The following is a 16,176-nucleotide window of genomic DNA, read 5'->3' as shown; positions in this document are numbered from 1 at the left end:
AAACGCCCGGTTACATTCCGAACCCGGAAGCTAAGCCTTTCAGCGCCGATGGTACTGCAGGGGGGACCCTGTGGGAGAGTAGGACGCCGCCGAACTCCTTGTGTAAATGAGCCCCGTGCCCTTGTGGCACGGGGCTCATTTGCGTTTTGAGCGCTTATGGTCGTGCCATGCGCTACGACTTGGTCATCTTCGACAACGACGGTGTGCTCGTGGACAGCGAGCCGATCTCCAACACCATCCTCGCCGCCTACCTCACGGAGCTGGGGCACCCGACCACGTACCAGCAGTCCCTCCGCGACTACATGGGGGCGGCCATGCACCGGGTGCACGACCTCGTGGCGGAGCGCGGTGGTGAGAAGCTGCCGGCGGACTTCGACGAGGCGTTCCACGCCCGGGTCTTCGCGGCCTTCCGGGAGGAGCTGGAGCCCGTCCCCGGCGTCGACGAACTGCTGGGGAAGCTCGTCGCCGACGGGATCCCGTACTGCGTCGCCTCCTCCGGAAGCCATGAGCGGATTCGCGTCGGGCACCGCAAGACGGGGCTCGACCAGTGGTTCGAGGAGGAGTGGATCTTCAGCTCGGAGGACGTCGGCCGGGGGAAGCCCGCTCCCGACCTGTTCCTGTACGCGGCCGAGCGGATGGGGGTGAGCCCCGAGCGCTGTGTCGTCATCGAGGACAGCCCGCTCGGGGTGGAGGCCGCCAAGGCCGCGGGCATGGACGTGTACGGGTTCACGTCGATGATGCCGGCGGACCGGCTGGCCGGGGTGAACGGGCATTTCTCCGACATGGGACAGCTTCGGGAATTGCTCGCCTGACGCGTCTACCCACGGGTAGAAACTGGCCCTACGCTCGCGCCCATGACAGATGCACGTATGCGGCACGGCAGAGCCTCCCTCGCGGTGAGCTTCTTCGTGCAGGGCGTCACCTTCGCTCTCCTCGTGACGCGGATACCCGCCATCCAGGACCGGTACGGGATATCCGACGGGCTGCTGCCCGTCTTCCTGGCGGCCGTCCCGATCCTGGCCGGGGTGGGCAGTGTGGTCACCGAGAAGGTGGTCGCACGGGTGGAGCCCCGGATCGTCCTGCGGTGGGCGCAGCCCGTCGTCCTGCTCGCCCTGCTCGGCGTCGGGGCCGGGAGCCGGGTGTGGGAGGCCGCGCTGGCGCTCGGGGTGTTCGGGCTGTCGGTCGGTGCCCTGGACGCCTCGATGAACATGATGGGCGTCAGTCTCCAGCGGGCGTACGGCCGCTCCATCATGCTGGGCTTCCATGCCGCGTACAGCCTCGGCGGGATCGTCGGGGCCTCCCTGGCGTGGGCCGGGGCGCACTGGGATCTGTCGCTGCTGGTGTCGTACTTCCCGGTGGTCGTCCTGCTGCTGCCCGCCGCGTTCGTCGGGAGCCGGTGGTACGCGGACGGAAACGAGGGCAAGCCCGGCGGGGCCGGGGAGACGCCGGAGACGGCCGGGGGCGTGTCCGTCTCCTTCAAGCTGCTGATGCCGCTCTATCTGGTGATGTGCTTCGCGTACATCGGGGACTCGACGGTCTCCAACTGGAGTGCCAAGTACCTCCAGGACGTGCTCGGCAGTTCGGAGCAGATGTCGACCGTTCCGTACAACGTCTACATGGTGACGACGCTGCTCGGGCGGGCCGTGGGGGACTTCGGGGTGCGGCGGTTCGGGGCGGTGGCCGTGGTGCGGGCCGGGACCGTGCTGGCGGCGGCCGGGTTCGCGGTGGTGGCCGTGGCCGGCGGGGCCTGGGTGGGGATGCTCGGGTTCACCATGCTGGGGCTCGGGCTCTGTGTGATCGTGCCGCAGACCTTCGCCGCCGCCGGGCGGATGTTCCCCGGGGCGAGCGATGTGGCGATCGCGCGGCTGAACATCTTCAACTACGTCGGCTTCCTGGTCGGCTCCCCGCTCGTCGGCGCGCTCGGGGACGCGTGGAGCTACCGGGGGGCGATGCTCGTGCCCATGGTGCTGGTCCTCGCGACGCTCCTGTACGCCAAGTCGTTCGGCGCGGAGCCCGCCCGATACGGTGGCGGGCATGAGCGGCCGCGCACAGTTGATGTGGGATGACGCAGTAACGGGATACGACTTCGGGGACGACCACCCGATGGACCCGGTGAGGCTCGGCCTGACGATGAGCCTGGTGCGGTCGTTCGGTCTGGACCGGGCGGTGGACGTGGTGGCGGGGAAGCCCGCCGGGGAGTCCACGCTGCGGCTCGTGCACCGCTCCGACTATCTGGAGGCGGTGCGGGCCGCGTCCGCCGATCCGCGTGCGGCCGACCAGGGCTACGGGCTCGGCACCGTGGACGATCCGGCGTTCGCCGGGATGCACGAGGTGTCGGCGCTGATCGCCGGGCAGTCCGTGGCCGCAGCCGAGGCCGTCTGGCGGGGCGGGACCGCGCACGCCGTGAACTTCACCGGCGGCCTCCACCACGCGATGCCCGGCGGCGCGGCCGGGTTCTGCATCTACAACGACCCGGCGCTCGCCATCGCCCGGCTGCTGGAGCTGGGCGCGGAGCGGGTCGCGTACGTGGACGTCGACGTGCACCACGGGGACGGGGTCCAGGCGGCGTTCTGGGAGGACCCGCGGGTTCTGACGATCTCGCTGCACGAGCATCCGCGGACGCTGTTCCCGCACACCGGCTGGCCGGAGGAGACCGGTGCCGGGGCGGGAGAGGGCGGTGCGGTCAATGTGGCGCTGCCGGCCGGTACGGGGGACGGCGGCTGGCTGCGGGCCTTCCACGCGGTGGTGCCGGAACTGCTGGCGGACTTCCGGCCGCAGGTCCTGGTGACCCAGCACGGGGCGGATACGCACTTCGAGGACCCGCTGGCGCATCTGGCGGTCACGCTCGACGCGCAGCGGGCCGTGATGGAGGCCTGCCACGACTTCGCGCACGCCTACGCGGAGAACGGGCGCTGGGTGGCGCTGGGCGGCGGCGGATACGCGGTGGTCGATGTGGTGCCGCGGTCCTGGACGCATCTGGTGGGGATCGCCGCGCATGCCCCGGTGGAGCCGGAGACGGTGATTCCGTCGTCGTGGCGGGACGAGGTGTACGCGCGGACGCGGCAGCTCGGGCCGGCCCGGATGACGGACGGGCGGGTGCCGGTGTGGAAGCCCTGGGAGGAGGGGTACGACCCGGCGGACCGGCTGGACCAGGCGGTGCTGGCGGCCCGGCGGGCGGCGTATCCGCTGCGGGGGCTGCTGACCTGACGCCCCGGTCCCCCGGAGCGGGGGGCGCGCGGGGGCGTGATTACGCCAACTGTGGGGCGCAATACGGGTTTTGATCCCGGCCCGGTGCGGGTGGGGCAGCATCGGCAGGGTGTTGAGCACCGGAGCGCTGCGTGCGCATCTGCTGGCGGCCCGGCTGGCCGGGCCCGTGGCCACTTCGCGGGAGACGAGTCTGCGGAGCTATCGGCTGTTCGCGGCCGGGGACCCCAGGGTCACGCTCGGGCTGAGGCCCGGCGGTGAGTGGGGCGAGCGGGAGCTGTTACGGCTGATGGCCGAGCGGTGCGGGGTGTCGGACGATCCGTCGTACGTCTCCGGGCCCGATGTGATCGATCCGGAGCGGACCGTGGCCGGTCTGGAGGCGTTCGCCGCGCGGCTGGGACGGGCCGCGGCCCGGCGTTCGCCGGTGCTGTTCGGGACCGGGCACCCGCACCGTCTGCTCGGTTTCTACGCAGCGCTGGCAGACGCGTTGTCGGCGGCGGGGTGCGCCGTCCTCACCCCCGCGCAGGGGCGATGTATCGACATAACGACCCGGTTCGGCGTACGCACGTACAACCTCGACTACGTACGGGGAGTCGCGCTGGTGCGCGAACCCGGCGCGCGGGTGCCCGGCGGTGGCACCGGCGCACACACCCATTCACCCCTGCCTCTCAGGGTGGCTCTGGCCGCTGCGGCGGATGCCGGAGGGCCGCTGCCGGAGCTGGTGGTGGGGGACCACGGATGGGTCTGCGGAGCAGGTCAGCTCGGTATCGAGGCGATCGGGCTGGCCGATACGGACGATCCCGCGCTGTTCGTCGGGGAGGCCGAGGGGCGGGTGGCGGTGGCGGTGCCGCTCGACGACGCCGTGCGCTCGGCGTACTACCTGCCGCTGACGCGCTATGTACTCAATCGGGCGTGTCTGTCACAGTAGGCGGCCGATCGCCTCTCCTCTTCCCCACTCGCATCACCCGCCCCTAATCTGGGGAGTGAGCGCACAACGACGAAGAGTCACCGGAGGGGAAGCCGGTGCGCGTCCGGTGCGGAAGGTACAGGTGGGTCATGGCTGCTGACAGCGAGAGGCCTCTGAACGAGGTCAAGTTTCTGACCGTGGCGGAAGTCGCCTCGGTCATGCGAGTGTCGAAGATGACCGTGTACCGCTTGGTGCACAGCGGTCATCTGCCGGCGATCCGGGTGGGCAGGTCCTTCCGGGTGCCGGAGCAAGCGGTTCACGAGTATCTCCGCGAGTCCTTCGTGGGGGTGGCGTCCGCCTGACGTTTCCCCTCGGATTACGTCCCTCACGCGGTGGCGGGTAGGCTAGGCCGACGTAGGTCGTGTGGGCCCAGACGCCCCGCACCAGTGAAGAAGAAGTGAGCGAGGGTAGTCGTGGGCTCTGTTATCAAGAAGCGGCGCAAGCGGATGGCCAAGAAGAAGCACCGCAAGCTGCTCAAGCGCACGCGCGTTCAGCGTCGCAACAAGAAGTAAGCGAACGCAGTTCGTGTCCACCGCAGCCCTTCCGCCGATCCGGCGGGAGGGCTGCGGTGCTGTGTACGGGGGGTGTCCACCCGCTACGGTGACGTCCTGGGGGACCTGGACCCCACCTCCCGCACGGGAGGCCGACGGAAGGCGCTGATCGTGGGGAAGGTCGTGCTCGTCACGGGAGCGGCCCGGCAGCTGGGGGGCCGTTTCGTGCGGCGCGTCCAGCGGGATCCGGGGGTCGACCGGGTGATCGCGGTGGACGCGGTCGAGCCGGGCCACCGGCTGGGCGACGCCGTCTTCGTCCGCGCGGACATCCGCCGCCCGGCGATCGGCCGGGTGCTGGCCGAGCACGGTGTGGACACGGTCGTCCATCTGGACGTCAGCGGCACGGCGATCGGGGCCCAGGGGCGTACCGCCGTCAAGGAGACCAACGTCATCGGCACGATGCAGTTGCTCGGCGCCTGCCAGAAATCGCCGTCGGTGCGGCGGATGGTGGTGAAGTCCACGACGAGTGTCTACGGTTCGGCGCCCCGCGATCCCGCGGTCTTCCACGAGACGACCCCGCCCAAATCGCTGCCGGGCGGCGGGTTCGCGAAGGACGCGGTCGAGGTCGAGGGGTATGTGCGGGGGTTCGCGCGCCGCCGGCCGGACGTGGCCGTGTGCGTGCTGCGGTTCGCGAACATCCTGGGGCCCGATCCCGATTCGCCGCTGGCCGACTATCTGTCGCTGCCGGTGCTGCCGACGGTGTTCGGCTACGACCCCCGGCTCCAGTTCGTCCACGAGGACGATGTGATCGACGTCCTGGGGATCGCGGCCGGCGAGGCGCGGCGCGGGACGCTGAACAGCGGGACGTTCAACATCGCGGGGGACGGGGTGCTGCTGCTGTCGCAGTGCGCGCGGCGGCTGGGGCGGCCCACGCTGCCGGTGCTGCTGCCCGCGGTCACCTGGGTCGGCCAGGCGCTGCGTACGGTCGGCATGACGGACTTCTCGGCGGAGCAGATCCGCCTGCTGACGCATGGCAGGGTGGTCTCCACGGTGCAGATGCGCGAGACGCTGGGGTTCCGGCCGCGGTTCACCACGGCGGAGACCTTCGCCGCCTTCGTCGAGGGCCGGGGTCCGGGGCTGCTGCCGCCCGAGAAGGCCGGCCGGGTCGTGGACCGGCTGGCCGTGTTGGCCGAGGGGTCCCGGAGTGCCGGCGGGGCCGCGCGGATCGCCGGACCGGACGGCGGCACGGATCCGATCCCCGGCGCGAGGTAGAGGAGCGCACGACGATGGCGGATGCCAAGGTCATTCCGTTCGACGACGACCGTTCGCGGGCGGGAGGCGTGCCGCGGGCCGGGCGCAGGAGGGCCCAGGGGGGCGGCACGGGCTCCGTGAGCGCCCTGCCGGGGCAGCAGCCGGGGGCGAGGCCGTCCCCGGAGCCCGGGAGGGCCGCTGCTGCCCCGGGGGCCGAGGGCGGCTGGGACCGGCGGATCGCGAGCGGGCTGGCGTTCCTGCGGCGGCGGGTCACCGGTGAGTACGAGGTCGACGAGTTCGGTTACGACGAGGAGCTGACCGACCAGGTCCTGATGTCGATGCTGCGGCCGGTGTACGAGAAGTACTTCCGGGTCGAGGTGAAGGGCATCGAGAACATCCCGGCCCGGGGCGGGGCGCTGCTGGTGTCCAACCACTCAGGGACGCTGCCGCTGGACGGGCTGATGCTCCAGGTCGCGGTGCACGACAACCATCCGGCGGGGCGCCATCTGCGGCTGCTCGCCGCGGATCTGGTGTTCATGCTGCCGGTGGTCAACGAGCTGGCCCGCAAGGCGGGTCACACGCTGGCGTGCGCGGAGGACGCGGAGCGGCTGCTGCGGCAGGGCGAGGTCGTCGGGGTGATGCCGGAGGGTTTCAAGGGCATCGGGAAGCCGTTCGGGGAGCGGTACAAGCTTCAGCGCTTCGGGCGCGGCGGTTTCGTGTCGACGGCGCTGCGCGCCGGGGTGCCGATCGTGCCCTGCTCGATCGTGGGTGCCGAGGAGATCTACCCGATGATCGGCAACGCGAAGACGCTGGCCCGGCTGCTGGGCTTTCCGTACTTCCCGATCACGCCGACGTTCCCGTGGCTGGGGCCGCTGGGGGCGGTGCCGCTGCCGACGAAGTGGACGATCCAGTTCGGCGAGCCGATCGCCACGGACGGCTATCCGCTGGAGGCGGCGGAGGACCCGATGCTGATGTTCAACCTGACGGACCAGGTGCGGGAGCAGATCCAGCACACGCTGTACAAGCTGCTGGTGCAGCGGCGGTCGGTGTTCTTCTAGCGAAGGTTCTTCGCGGGGAGAACACCGACCGCCGCCGGTCGCCGGATGCGGATCAGCCCTTGTCGTCCTGGGCGTCGATCCCGAGGCCGCCGATGAGCCCCGGGATGAGCGGGGGCAGGGTGATGTCCGGGGTGGGCGGTGTGCTCGGGGCGGTGTCGGACGGGGTGGTCCCGGTCGACGGGGGGTTGAGCAGACCGTCGGTGCCGCCGGCGATCAGGCCGTCCGCGGGGGTGCTGCCGGTGTCCGAGGGGCGTGGCGAGGCGCTGGTGCCGTCCGTGCCGGCCCCGTGGCTGTCCGCGGGGGACGAGGGCGACGGGGTGCCCGTACGGGCGGAGGGGGCCGAGCCGGTGCCGTCGGTGCCGGAGTCGCGTGCCGTCCCGCTGCGCTCGGGTGCGCGGGGGAGCAGCGACTGGAGCGGGCCGACCTCTTCGTCTATGGCGGCGAAGACCGAACTCACCTCGTCGCCGACGTCGGTCAGCTGGACCGGGAGGCGGTCGCGGAGGTTGCTCCAGGTCTCGCGGTGGGAGCGGGAGAAGGAGTCCAGGGTCTGGATGGGGCCGATCTTGCCGTCCCGCTCGTAGGCGGAGTGGAGGAGGCGGTGGCCCTCGGTGGCGTCGTGCGTCATGCGGTTGAGGGTGCGCCGGATCTCGCCGAGCTGCTCGTGGTCGAGGTCGCCGGAGCGGGCGCGCTCCATGAGGCGGCGGGCCTCGCCGAGGCGGGTGGACGCCTGGTCGAGGTAGACCTCGCCGCGGTCCGTGTCGCCGTTGGCCAGGCCGAGGTGGATGTCCTCCATGCCGCGCTTCAGGCCGTAGAGGGAGTCACCGGGGAGGGCGTCGGAGCTGGCAGCGGCCACTCCGCCGAAGGCGCCCGCCGCCACACCCACGGTGAGGCCGCCGGCGGCCAGTCCCTTGGTCCAGCGCGATCTCGGGCGGAGCTTGCGGAGCGGGGAGGCCCGATGGGCGCCCCTGCCCCGTTGCTCGGGCACGGTAGGGTCCGCGGACGCACCGCCCCCGGCGAACATGGTCTCCATGGCGGCGACGAGCTGCGCCCGCTGCACCACTTTGACGTCGGGGTCCAACTGCGGCTTCGGCAGCTCACCGAGGCCGTTCGCCAGGGCCAACAGCTCTTCCGGGGCGGCCTGTTCGGCCGGGTCCTCGGACTGTACGGCCGCCGCACCGCGGAGCGACTGCTCCTCCAGGGCCTGGGCGAAGGCGTTCGCCCGCCGGTGTGCCGAGACGTTTGCGATCACTGGCGGCACCTCCTCTCGTCATGACGGTCGACTCCCCTGCTGGTCCGGAAGGTTGCACACCTTGAGCGCTTCCACACGAACGAGTGAGTGTCGGCGGACAGGGCGTGACGACAGGGGGCCTGCAACCGGCACAACGAGCGGCGCGGCACTTGGGTTACGCACGAAAGATGATCGGACCAGTGCGTGAAGAGGTTGTCGCGGGGAGTGAGGGGGGACGGGGTGTCCCGGGTGGCGGGGGTGGTCGGGAGGTCAGCGGGCATCGTCCGGAAGGAGCCGGGCCAGCGTGCGGACGGCGCGGTACTGGAGGGTCTTGATCGCGCCCTCGTTCTTGCCCATCACGCGGGCGGTCTCGGCGACCGAGAGCCCTTGCAGGAAGCGCAGGGTCACGCACTCCTGCTGCTGGGGGTTGAGGCGGCGCACGGCCTGGAGCAGTGCGGCGTTGGAGAGGGATTCGAGGACGGAGTCCTCGGGGCTGCGCTCGACCTCGTTGGCGTCGAGCATCTCGCCGGTCGTGACCTCCAGCCGGAAGCGGCTGGACTTGAAGTGGTCGGCGACCAGATTGCGGGCGATGGTGACGAGCCAGGCGCCGAAGTCGCGGCCCTGCCAGGTGAAGGTGGAGATGCGCCGCAGGGCGCGCAGGAAGGTCTCGCTGGTGAGGTCCTCCGCCGTCGCCTTGCCGCCGACCCGGTAGTAGATGTAGCGGTACACGGTGTCGCTGTACTGGTCGTAGAGACGGCCGAAGGCGTCGGCCTCGCCGGCCTGGGCGCGCTCGACGAGATCCATCATGCGCGCGCTGTCGCTGTCGGCGGTCGGCCGGCGGACGGGGGCGGACGTCGACGCGGAGGCGGCCGTGGCCGTCGTGCCGCGGTTGCCCCGTCTTCCGACCGCCGCACCGCGTTCGGCCAGGGCATAGCAAGGGCCGACAGGTGCAGGGGTGGCGAAGGCGGGGACGGCGTACGCGGTGGGGACGAAGCCGCGCAGACGGTCGGCGACCGATGCGCGCAGCGTAGCCAGGCCCGAGGCGTCAACCCCGACGTGTGGGTACACGGGACTCCCAGAGGCAGAGCTTCCATCACGTGCAGTGCGGAACCGTCACTCGTCGTAGTGAGGGAAAGGTTCCGGAATGCGTCTGAGGAGAATAACGCTTCGTACAGGCAGTGCTACACCCAGTTGCTCAAATCACCGATTACGTCGCTTCTGTAGCGACTTTTCGATGCATCAAGTAGCGCATCGTGATCGGTTATTGATCGATTTCCTTACGGATCTGCCTGCGGCCGCGACGGGTTGTGGCCGGGTGCGGACAGGCCGACTGGCCGGAGCCGTAGGGGCGTACGGACTTCGGATCGGTGTCCCGCCCCGGGCGCGGCCCGGAGCGGGGGAGGGGGTCAGCGGCGGCGGCGGTGCAGGGCGACGGCGGCCGCGGTGCCGCCGGCCAGGGCGCCGACGCCGGCCGCGGCGGGGATGCCGACCTTGGCGGCCTTGCGGCCGGTCCGGTAGTCGCGCAGCCGCCAGTCCCGGGCGCGGGCGTGCTTGCGGAGCTTGGCGTCGGGGTTGATCGCGTACGGGTGCCCGACCAGGGAGAGCATCGGGATGTCGTTGTGCGAATCGCTGTACGCGGCGCAGCGGGCGAGGTCCAGGCCCTCGGCGGCGGCCAGCGCGCGCACCGCCTCGGCCTTGGCCGGACCGTGCAGGGGTTCGCCGACCAGGCGTCCGGTGTAGACGCCGTCGACCGATTCGGCGACGGTGCCCAGGGCTCCGGTCAGGCCGAGCCGGCGGGCGATGATCGTGGCGGTCTCCACCGGGGCGGCGGTGACCAGCCAGACCTTCTGGCCGGCGTCGAGGTGCGCCTGGGCGAGCGCGCGGGTGCCGGGCCAGATGCGGTCGGCCATGTACTCGTCGTAGATCTCCTCGCCGATGGACATCAGCTCCGAGACGCGGTGGCCCTTGACGATGGACAGGGCGCTCTCGCGGGCGTCCTGCATGTGCTCGGGGTCCTCGACGCCGGCCAGCCGGAACCAGGCCTGCTGCCAGGCGAACCGGGTCAGCTCGCGGCGCTCGAAGAACTTCCGCTTGTACAGCCCGCGGCCGAAGTGGAAGAGCGCGGCGCCCTGCATGACGGTGTTGTCGAGGTCGAAGAAGGCCGCCGCCCGGTCGTCTCCGACGACGGGGAACTCGGGCTCCTCGGCGGTGTCCTCGGCGTGCCCGGCGTCCGTGAGCGAGGACTGCCGTGCTGCCTCTGCTGCTGCCTCGCCCGCCAGCACGCTCCGTGCTGTCGCGGAGCGCCGGCGGGGGGTGAGCCATCCAAGAGCGGCCATGCCGGTGAGCATAGTCATTCGTCCCGCCCGATCCCGAGCTGCCGGGATGCGGTGGCGTGAACTCTCGACGGCGGAGACGTTAAACGGGCGATTGCGGAGGGACCGGCCGAAACCGGGAACGGGTCGGGGGCGGCGCAGAATGAGGGCATGAGTCCGCTGCTGCGCCGTACGAAGAAGAAGCCCGCCGAGCGGGTGGTGACCCTGGTCGGGAAGCCGGGGTGCCATCTGTGCGACGACGCCCGCGAGGTGGTGCGGGCGGTCTGCGAGGAGACGGGGGCGTCCTGGGAGGAGAAGGACATCACCGGTGACGAGGAGCTGTACCGGGCGTACTGGGAGCAGATCCCGGTGGTGCTGGTTGATAACGAACAGCACACGTTCTGGCGTGTGGACCCGGCGAGACTGCGCCGCGCGCTGCTTTCCTGAGCCAAACGCGGTTACCATCGTGGGCGTTTTGAGTGGTCTCGGGGGCGTGGCTGTGAGGAGTGTGTTCCGCTTTGCCCCCTTCGGGCCTGCAACGGGCTGATGCGATCCATGGTTCCTGGATCGCGGGACGTGCGTGCGTGACCCCGGTCACTTTGACCGGACAAAACGGACACAATCTTTGTGCACGCGTTCACAAAGACATAGCCTGCATTCGACGGGGCGGTCTTGGGACATACGGCCGCCTGCAGCCCCGCTCATCCCGCAGGAGCACCGTGGCAACTGGCCGAAATCACCGACCGGCGACCCGTAGCCGAGGAATTCCCGAGGCCACCGTCGCCCGACTTCCGCTGTATCTCCGCGCGCTGACCGCGCTCTCCGAGCGTTCGGTCCCCACGGTCTCCTCCGAGGAGCTCGCCGCGGCGGCCGGGGTCAACTCCGCGAAGCTGCGCAAGGACTTCAGCTATCTCGGTTCGTACGGCACGCGCGGCGTCGGCTACGACGTCGAGTACCTCGTCTACCAGATCTCCCGTGAGCTGGGCCTCACCCAGGACTGGCCGGTCGCCATCGTCGGCATCGGCAACCTCGGCGCGGCCCTCGCCAACTACGGCGGCTTCGCCTCGCGCGGCTTCCGGGTCGCCGCCCTGATCGACGCCGACCCGGCGCTCACCGGCACGCCGGTCGCCGGGATCCCCGTCCAGCACGCGGACGAGCTCGACCGCATCATCAGCGAGAACGGCGTGTCGATCGGTGTGATCACCACCCCGCCCGGCGCCGCCCAGCAGGTCTGCGACCGGCTCGTCGCCGCGGGCGTGACCTCCATCCTCAACTTCGCCCCGACGGTGCTCTCCGTGCCCGAGGGCGTCGACGTGCGCAAGGTCGACCTCTCCATCGAGCTGCAGATCCTCGCCTTCCACGAGCAGCGCAAGTCCGGCGAGGAGGCCGCCGACGGCGGCCCCGACCCGGCCGCGCCGCCCGTGCGCGCCACCACCACCGGCCGGAAGGGACCCGACGGGGACATGCCCGCCGTGATGCCGGCATGAGCCTCCTCGTCGTGGGACTGAGCCATCGCAGCGCCCCCGTCTCCGTACTGGAGCGGGCCTCGCTGACCGACGACAGCCGGGCCAAGCTGCTCCAGGACACGCTCGCCGCGGAGCCCGCGGCCGAGGCCGCCGTCCTCGCCACCTGCAACCGCATCGAGCTGTACGCCGACGTGGACAAGTTCCACGCGGGCGTCGCCGAGCTGTCCACGCTCCTCGCCCAGCACAGCGGCGTCGGGCTGGACGAGCTGACTCCGTATCTCTATGTGCACTACGAGGACCGGGCCGTCCACCACCTCTTCTCGGTGGCCTGCGGACTGGACTCGATGGTCGTGGGCGAGGGCCAGATCCTCGGCCAGATCAAGGACGCGCTGGCGCTGGGGCAGGAACTGCACACCGCCGGGCGGCTGCTGAACGACCTGTTCCAGCAGGCCCTGCGGGTCGGCAAGCGCGCCCACAGCGAGACCGGGATCGACCGGGCCGGACAGTCCCTGGTCACCTTCGGCCTGGAACAGCTCGCCGACGGACGCGAGCCAGCCGCCTGGGCGAAGGGCAAGCGCGCCCTGGTCATCGGCGCCGGCTCGATGTCCTCGCTGGCCGCCGCGACCCTGGCCCGTACCGGTGTCGCCGAGGTCGTCGTCGCCAACCGCACCCGGGCCCGCGCCGACCGGCTGGTCGAGATCCTGGGCCAGGCCGACGGCACCGGAGTCACCGCACGTGCCGTCGGGATGACCGAGGTCTCCGGTGAACTGACACGTGCCGACATCGTGGTCTCCTGCACCGGTGCCACCGGTCTGGTGCTCACCGCCGAGGCCGTCGCCGGGGCGCTCGGGGTCGACGTCGTGCCCGCCCGGGAGGCGCCCGCCGCCCCCGTCGCGGCCCTCGCCGCACCCGCCGCGCCGGACGAGCAGCACGCCGCCTGGGTGGAGAACGGTTCCGCCACGGCGACTGCGCAGGCCCGCGCCGTACGCCGGGCGACCGTGCCCGCCCAGTCCACCGGACCGGTGCGCCTGGCCCTGCTGGACCTCGCGATGCCGCGCGACATCGACGGCGGCGCCGCCCGCCTCGACGGTGTGCGCCTCGTCGACATCGAGTCGCTCGCCGAGGCGTCCGCGGACGCCCCGATGGCCGCCGATGTGGACCAGGTGCGCACCATCGTGGCCGACGAGGTCGCCGCGTTCGGCGCCGCCCAGCGCGCCGCCCACATCACCCCGACCGTCGTCGCGCTGCGCACGATGGCCGCCGGTGTGGTCGCGGGCGAGATCGCCCGGCTGGACGGCCGCCTCCCCGACCTGGACGAGAAGCAGCGCGCGGAGATCGCGCAGACCGTGCGCCGCGTCGTCGACAAGCTCCTGCACGCGCCCACCGTGCGGGTCAAGCAGCTCGCCAGCGAGCCCGGCGGTGCCGGGTACGCGGACGCGCTGCGCGAACTCTTCGACCTCGACCCGCAGACGGTCGCCGCCGTCTCCCGGGCAGACCTGAACGACCCGAATCGAGGGCGGTCATGACCGACAACTCACCCCTGGGCGCGGGGGGCATCCAGCCGCTGCGGCTGGGGACCCGGCGCAGCAAGCTCGCCATGGCGCAGTCCGGCATGGTGGCCGACGCGGTCCGCGAGGTGACCGGCCGCGCCGTGGAACTCGTCGAGATCACCACGTACGGGGACACCTCCCGGGAGCACCTGGCGCAGATCGGCGGGACCGGCGTGTTCGTCGCCGCGCTGCGCGAGGCGCTGCTGAGCGGCGAGGTGGACTTCGCCGTCCACTCGCTCAAGGACCTGCCGACCGCGCCGACCGAGGGTCTGGTGCTGGCCGCGGTGCCGGTGCGCGAGGACCCGCGCGACGCGCTGGTGGCCCGGGACGGGCTGACCTTCGAGCAGCTGCCGGCCGGGGCCCGGATCGGCACCGGCTCGCCGCGCCGCACGGCGCAGCTCAACGCGTACGCCCGCAGCCACGGCATGGAGATCGAGACCGTGCCGGTGCGGGGCAACGTCGATACGCGTATCGGATTCGTACGAAGCGGGGAGCTGGACGCGGTGGTACTCGCCGCGGCCGGGCTCAGCCGTCTCGGACGGAGCGGTGAGGTGACCGACTTCCTGTCGGTCGACACCGTTCTGCCCGCTCCCGGCCAGGGAGCACTGGCGATCGAGTGCGCTGCCGGCAGCGCCGACCTCGCCGCCGCGCTCGCGGAGCTCGACGACCCGTACACCCGGGTCGCCGTGACCGCCGAGCGTGCCCTGCTCGCCGCCCTGGAGGCCGGCTGCTCCGCACCCGTGGGTGCGCTGGCCGACCTCCTGGCCGACGGTCAGGCTGTCAACGAACTGCGCCTGCGCGGGGTCGTCGGTTGTACCGACGGGTCCTCGCTGGTGCAGCTGTCCACCACCGGTCCCGTCCCCACGTCGCACGACGACGCGGCGGCCCTCGGTCGCGAACTCGCGGCCGAGATGCTTGCCAAGGGTGCGGCCGGTCTTATGGGGGAGCGAGCACAGTGAGCCCCACCGGCCCCGCCGCATCCGATTTCCCGGTCCTGTCCGCAGGGCACGTCACCTTCCTCGGCGCCGGTCCCGGCGATCCGGGACTGCTGACACTGCGCGCCGTCGAGGCGCTGGCGAGCGCGGACGTCCTTGTCGCCGAGCCGGACGTCCTCGGGGTCGTTCGCTGCCATGCGAGGGCAGGGGTGAGCACCCCTGAGCTGGCGGTTGTTGACGCGCAGTCAACAGCCGCCGGGGTTCCCGTTCTCAGGGACGCCGCCAATCTTGTCATGGAGGCCGCGAAGGGCGGCAGGCGGGTCGTGCGTGCCGTCGCGGGCGATCCCGGCCTGGACGGGTACGCCGGCTCCGAGATGCTGGCCTGCGCGGCCGCGGGCATCCCCTTCGAGGTGGTGCCGGGTGTCGCCAACGCCGTGGGCGTGCCGGCGTACGCCGGGGTGCCGCTGCGCGACGCGCAGGGCGCGGACGTCCGCTTCGTGGACGCCCGTACCGCCACGGACCGCTGCTGGGCCGAGGTCGGGGCGAGCGACGCGACGTGCGTCATCTCGACCTCGCTCGACGCCGTGGCCGCGGCCGCGGGCGAGCTGGTCTCGGCGGGCCGCAAGCCCGACACCCCGCTGACCGTGACCGCCGCCGGGACGACGACGCGCCAGCGCACCTGGACCGCGACGCTCGGCACGATCGCCCAGGTCTTCAAGCAGGGCAAGGTGCTGCCGTCGCCGGACGGGCACCAGCCCGTCATAGCCGTGGTCGGGGAGCGCAGCTCCGCGGCCCAGCGCGACCAGCTGGCGTGGTTCGAGTCGAAGCCGATGTTCGGCTGGAAGGTGCTCGTGCCGCGGACGAAGGAGCAGGCCGCGTCGCTCTCCGACCAGCTGCGTTCCTACGGCGCCGTGCCGCACGAGGTCCCGACCATCGCGGTCGAGCCGCCGCGGACGCCCCAGCAGATGGAGCGGGCGGTCAAGGGCCTGGTCACCGGGCGCTACGAGTGGATCGCCTTCACCAGCGTCAACGCCGTGAAGGCGGTGCGGGAGAAGTTCGAGGAGTACGGGCTGGACGCCCGCGCCTTCGCCGGGATCAAGGTCGCCGCGGTCGGCGAGCAGACCGCCGCCGCCCTGGTCGACTTCGGTGTGAAGCCGGACCTGGTGCCCTCGGGCGAGCAGTCCGCCGCGGGTCTGCTGGAGGACTGGCCGCCGTACGACCCGGTCTTCGACCCGATCGACCGGGTGTTCCTGCCGCGGGCCGACATCGCCACCGAGACCCTGGTGGCCGGGCTCATCGAGCTGGGCTGGGAGGTCGACGACGTCACCGCGTACCGCACGGTCCGCGCCTCGCCGCCGCCGGCCGAGACCCGTGAGGCGATCAAGGGCGGCGGGTTCGACGCGGTGCTCTTCACCTCGTCCTCCACGGTGCGCAACCTGGTCGGCATCGCGGGCAAGCCGCACAACGTGACCGTCATCGCGTGCATCGGTCCGGCCACGGCGAAGACCGCCGAGGAGCACGGGCTGCGTGTGGACGTCCTCTCCCCGGAGCCCTCGGTGCACAAGCTGGCCGAGGCCCTGGCCGAGTTCGGCGCGCGCCGCCGGGACGCGGCCAAGGAGGCCGGGGACCCGGTGACCCGGCCCAGCGAGCGCCGTCCGGGCGCGCGGAGACGTCGTACGACGACCTGACCGGACCTGAGCGGCTGCGGGCCCGG

The 16,176-nt window shown here is 71.8% G+C and carries 16 protein-coding genes and 1 rRNA gene; 14 read left to right on the top strand and 3 right to left on the bottom strand.

Translation table 11 applies throughout. From position 1 onward, the window contains the following. The 9 genes from rrf to ACFVDM_RS35980 form a co-directional block, all read left to right on the top strand. A 5S ribosomal RNA gene (gene rrf / locus ACFVDM_RS36020) occupies positions 1–95 on the top strand; the annotation flags it as partial. A gap of 72 nt (positions 96–167) precedes the next feature. Continuing rightward, positions 168–812 (top strand): HAD family hydrolase, encoded by a 645-nt coding sequence (locus ACFVDM_RS36015; RefSeq protein ID WP_383650794.1) that lies wholly within the window; start codon positions 168–170, stop codon positions 810–812. A 42-nt stretch (positions 813–854) separates the two neighbouring features. Then, complete coding sequence (locus ACFVDM_RS36010; RefSeq protein WP_383650792.1) at positions 855–2,066, top strand: MFS transporter; 1,212 nt, start codon at positions 855–857, stop codon at positions 2,064–2,066. Then, on the top strand, positions 2,035–3,207 hold the full coding sequence (locus ACFVDM_RS36005) for an acetoin utilization protein AcuC (protein ID WP_383650790.1): 1,173 nt from the start codon (positions 2,035–2,037) through the stop codon (positions 3,205–3,207). The genes ACFVDM_RS36010 and ACFVDM_RS36005 overlap by 32 nt, the downstream gene beginning before the upstream one ends. Positions 3,208–3,316: 109 nt before the next feature. Then, a complete protein-coding gene (locus tag ACFVDM_RS36000) occupies positions 3,317–4,132 on the top strand; it encodes a phosphatase (RefSeq protein WP_383650788.1) in 816 nt (271 codons plus the stop codon). Between the two features lie 128 nt (positions 4,133–4,260). Next, positions 4,261–4,473, top strand: a complete 213-nt coding sequence (locus ACFVDM_RS35995) for a helix-turn-helix domain-containing protein (RefSeq protein ID WP_018525026.1) — start codon at positions 4,261–4,263, stop codon at positions 4,471–4,473. 111 nt (positions 4,474–4,584) lie between these two features. Next, complete coding sequence (locus ACFVDM_RS35990; RefSeq protein ID WP_003948845.1) at positions 4,585–4,683, top strand: 30S ribosomal protein bS22; 99 nt, start codon at positions 4,585–4,587, stop codon at positions 4,681–4,683. A 150-nt stretch (positions 4,684–4,833) separates the two neighbouring features. Then, on the top strand, positions 4,834–5,934 hold the full coding sequence (locus tag ACFVDM_RS35985) for an NAD-dependent epimerase/dehydratase family protein (protein ID WP_383650802.1): 1,101 nt from the start codon (positions 4,834–4,836) through the stop codon (positions 5,932–5,934). Between the two features lie 14 nt (positions 5,935–5,948). Further along, a complete protein-coding gene (locus tag ACFVDM_RS35980; RefSeq protein ID WP_383650786.1) occupies positions 5,949–6,971 on the top strand; it encodes a lysophospholipid acyltransferase family protein in 1,023 nt (340 codons plus the stop codon). Positions 6,972–7,023: 52 nt separating this feature from the next. Here ACFVDM_RS35980 and ACFVDM_RS35975 read toward each other — a convergent pair whose 3' ends face one another. The 3 genes from ACFVDM_RS35975 to ACFVDM_RS35965 form a co-directional block, all read right to left on the bottom strand. After that, the gene (locus ACFVDM_RS35975; RefSeq protein WP_383650784.1) at positions 7,024–8,220 is read right to left on the bottom strand and encodes a DUF5667 domain-containing protein; all 1,197 of its coding nucleotides are present in this window, start codon (positions 8,218–8,220) and stop codon (positions 7,024–7,026) included. Between the two features lie 249 nt (positions 8,221–8,469). Beyond that, the gene (locus ACFVDM_RS35970; RefSeq protein ID WP_383650781.1) at positions 8,470–9,267 is read right to left on the bottom strand and encodes an ECF subfamily RNA polymerase sigma factor, BldN family; all 798 of its coding nucleotides are present in this window, start codon (positions 9,265–9,267) and stop codon (positions 8,470–8,472) included. A 338-nt stretch (positions 9,268–9,605) separates the two neighbouring features. After that, entirely contained in the window at positions 9,606–10,535 is a 930-nt protein-coding gene (locus ACFVDM_RS35965; RefSeq protein WP_383650778.1) for an HAD family hydrolase, read from the bottom strand. Positions 10,536–10,682: 147 nt separating this feature from the next. Between ACFVDM_RS35965 and ACFVDM_RS35960 the strand changes: the two genes are divergently transcribed. From ACFVDM_RS35960 to ACFVDM_RS35940, 5 genes are all read left to right on the top strand, one after another. Next, positions 10,683–10,958, top strand: a complete 276-nt coding sequence (locus ACFVDM_RS35960; protein WP_383650775.1) for a glutaredoxin family protein — start codon at positions 10,683–10,685, stop codon at positions 10,956–10,958. A gap of 272 nt (positions 10,959–11,230) precedes the next feature. Then, positions 11,231–11,998, top strand: a complete 768-nt coding sequence (locus tag ACFVDM_RS35955; protein ID WP_383650771.1) for a redox-sensing transcriptional repressor Rex — start codon at positions 11,231–11,233, stop codon at positions 11,996–11,998. After that, the gene (locus tag ACFVDM_RS35950; RefSeq protein ID WP_383650768.1) at positions 11,995–13,503 is read left to right on the top strand and encodes a glutamyl-tRNA reductase; all 1,509 of its coding nucleotides are present in this window, start codon (positions 11,995–11,997) and stop codon (positions 13,501–13,503) included. Before ACFVDM_RS35955 ends, ACFVDM_RS35950 begins: the two co-directional genes overlap by 4 nt. Then, entirely contained in the window at positions 13,500–14,486 is a 987-nt protein-coding gene (hemC, locus tag ACFVDM_RS35945; protein ID WP_383650764.1) for a hydroxymethylbilane synthase, read from the top strand. Before ACFVDM_RS35950 ends, hemC begins: the two co-directional genes overlap by 4 nt. Beyond that, positions 14,483–16,150, top strand: a complete 1,668-nt coding sequence (locus tag ACFVDM_RS35940) for a uroporphyrinogen-III synthase (protein ID WP_383650760.1) — start codon at positions 14,483–14,485, stop codon at positions 16,148–16,150. Before hemC ends, ACFVDM_RS35940 begins: the two co-directional genes overlap by 4 nt. Positions 16,151–16,176 lie beyond the last annotated feature (26 nt).

Origin of the sequence: Streptomyces sp. NPDC057682 (assembly GCF_042799575.1) — a bacterium.
Taxonomy (GTDB): domain Bacteria; phylum Actinomycetota; class Actinomycetes; order Streptomycetales; family Streptomycetaceae; genus Streptomyces.
The sequence above is the reverse complement of the archived record's forward strand: the minus strand, read 5'-3'. Positions and strand labels throughout refer to the sequence as shown.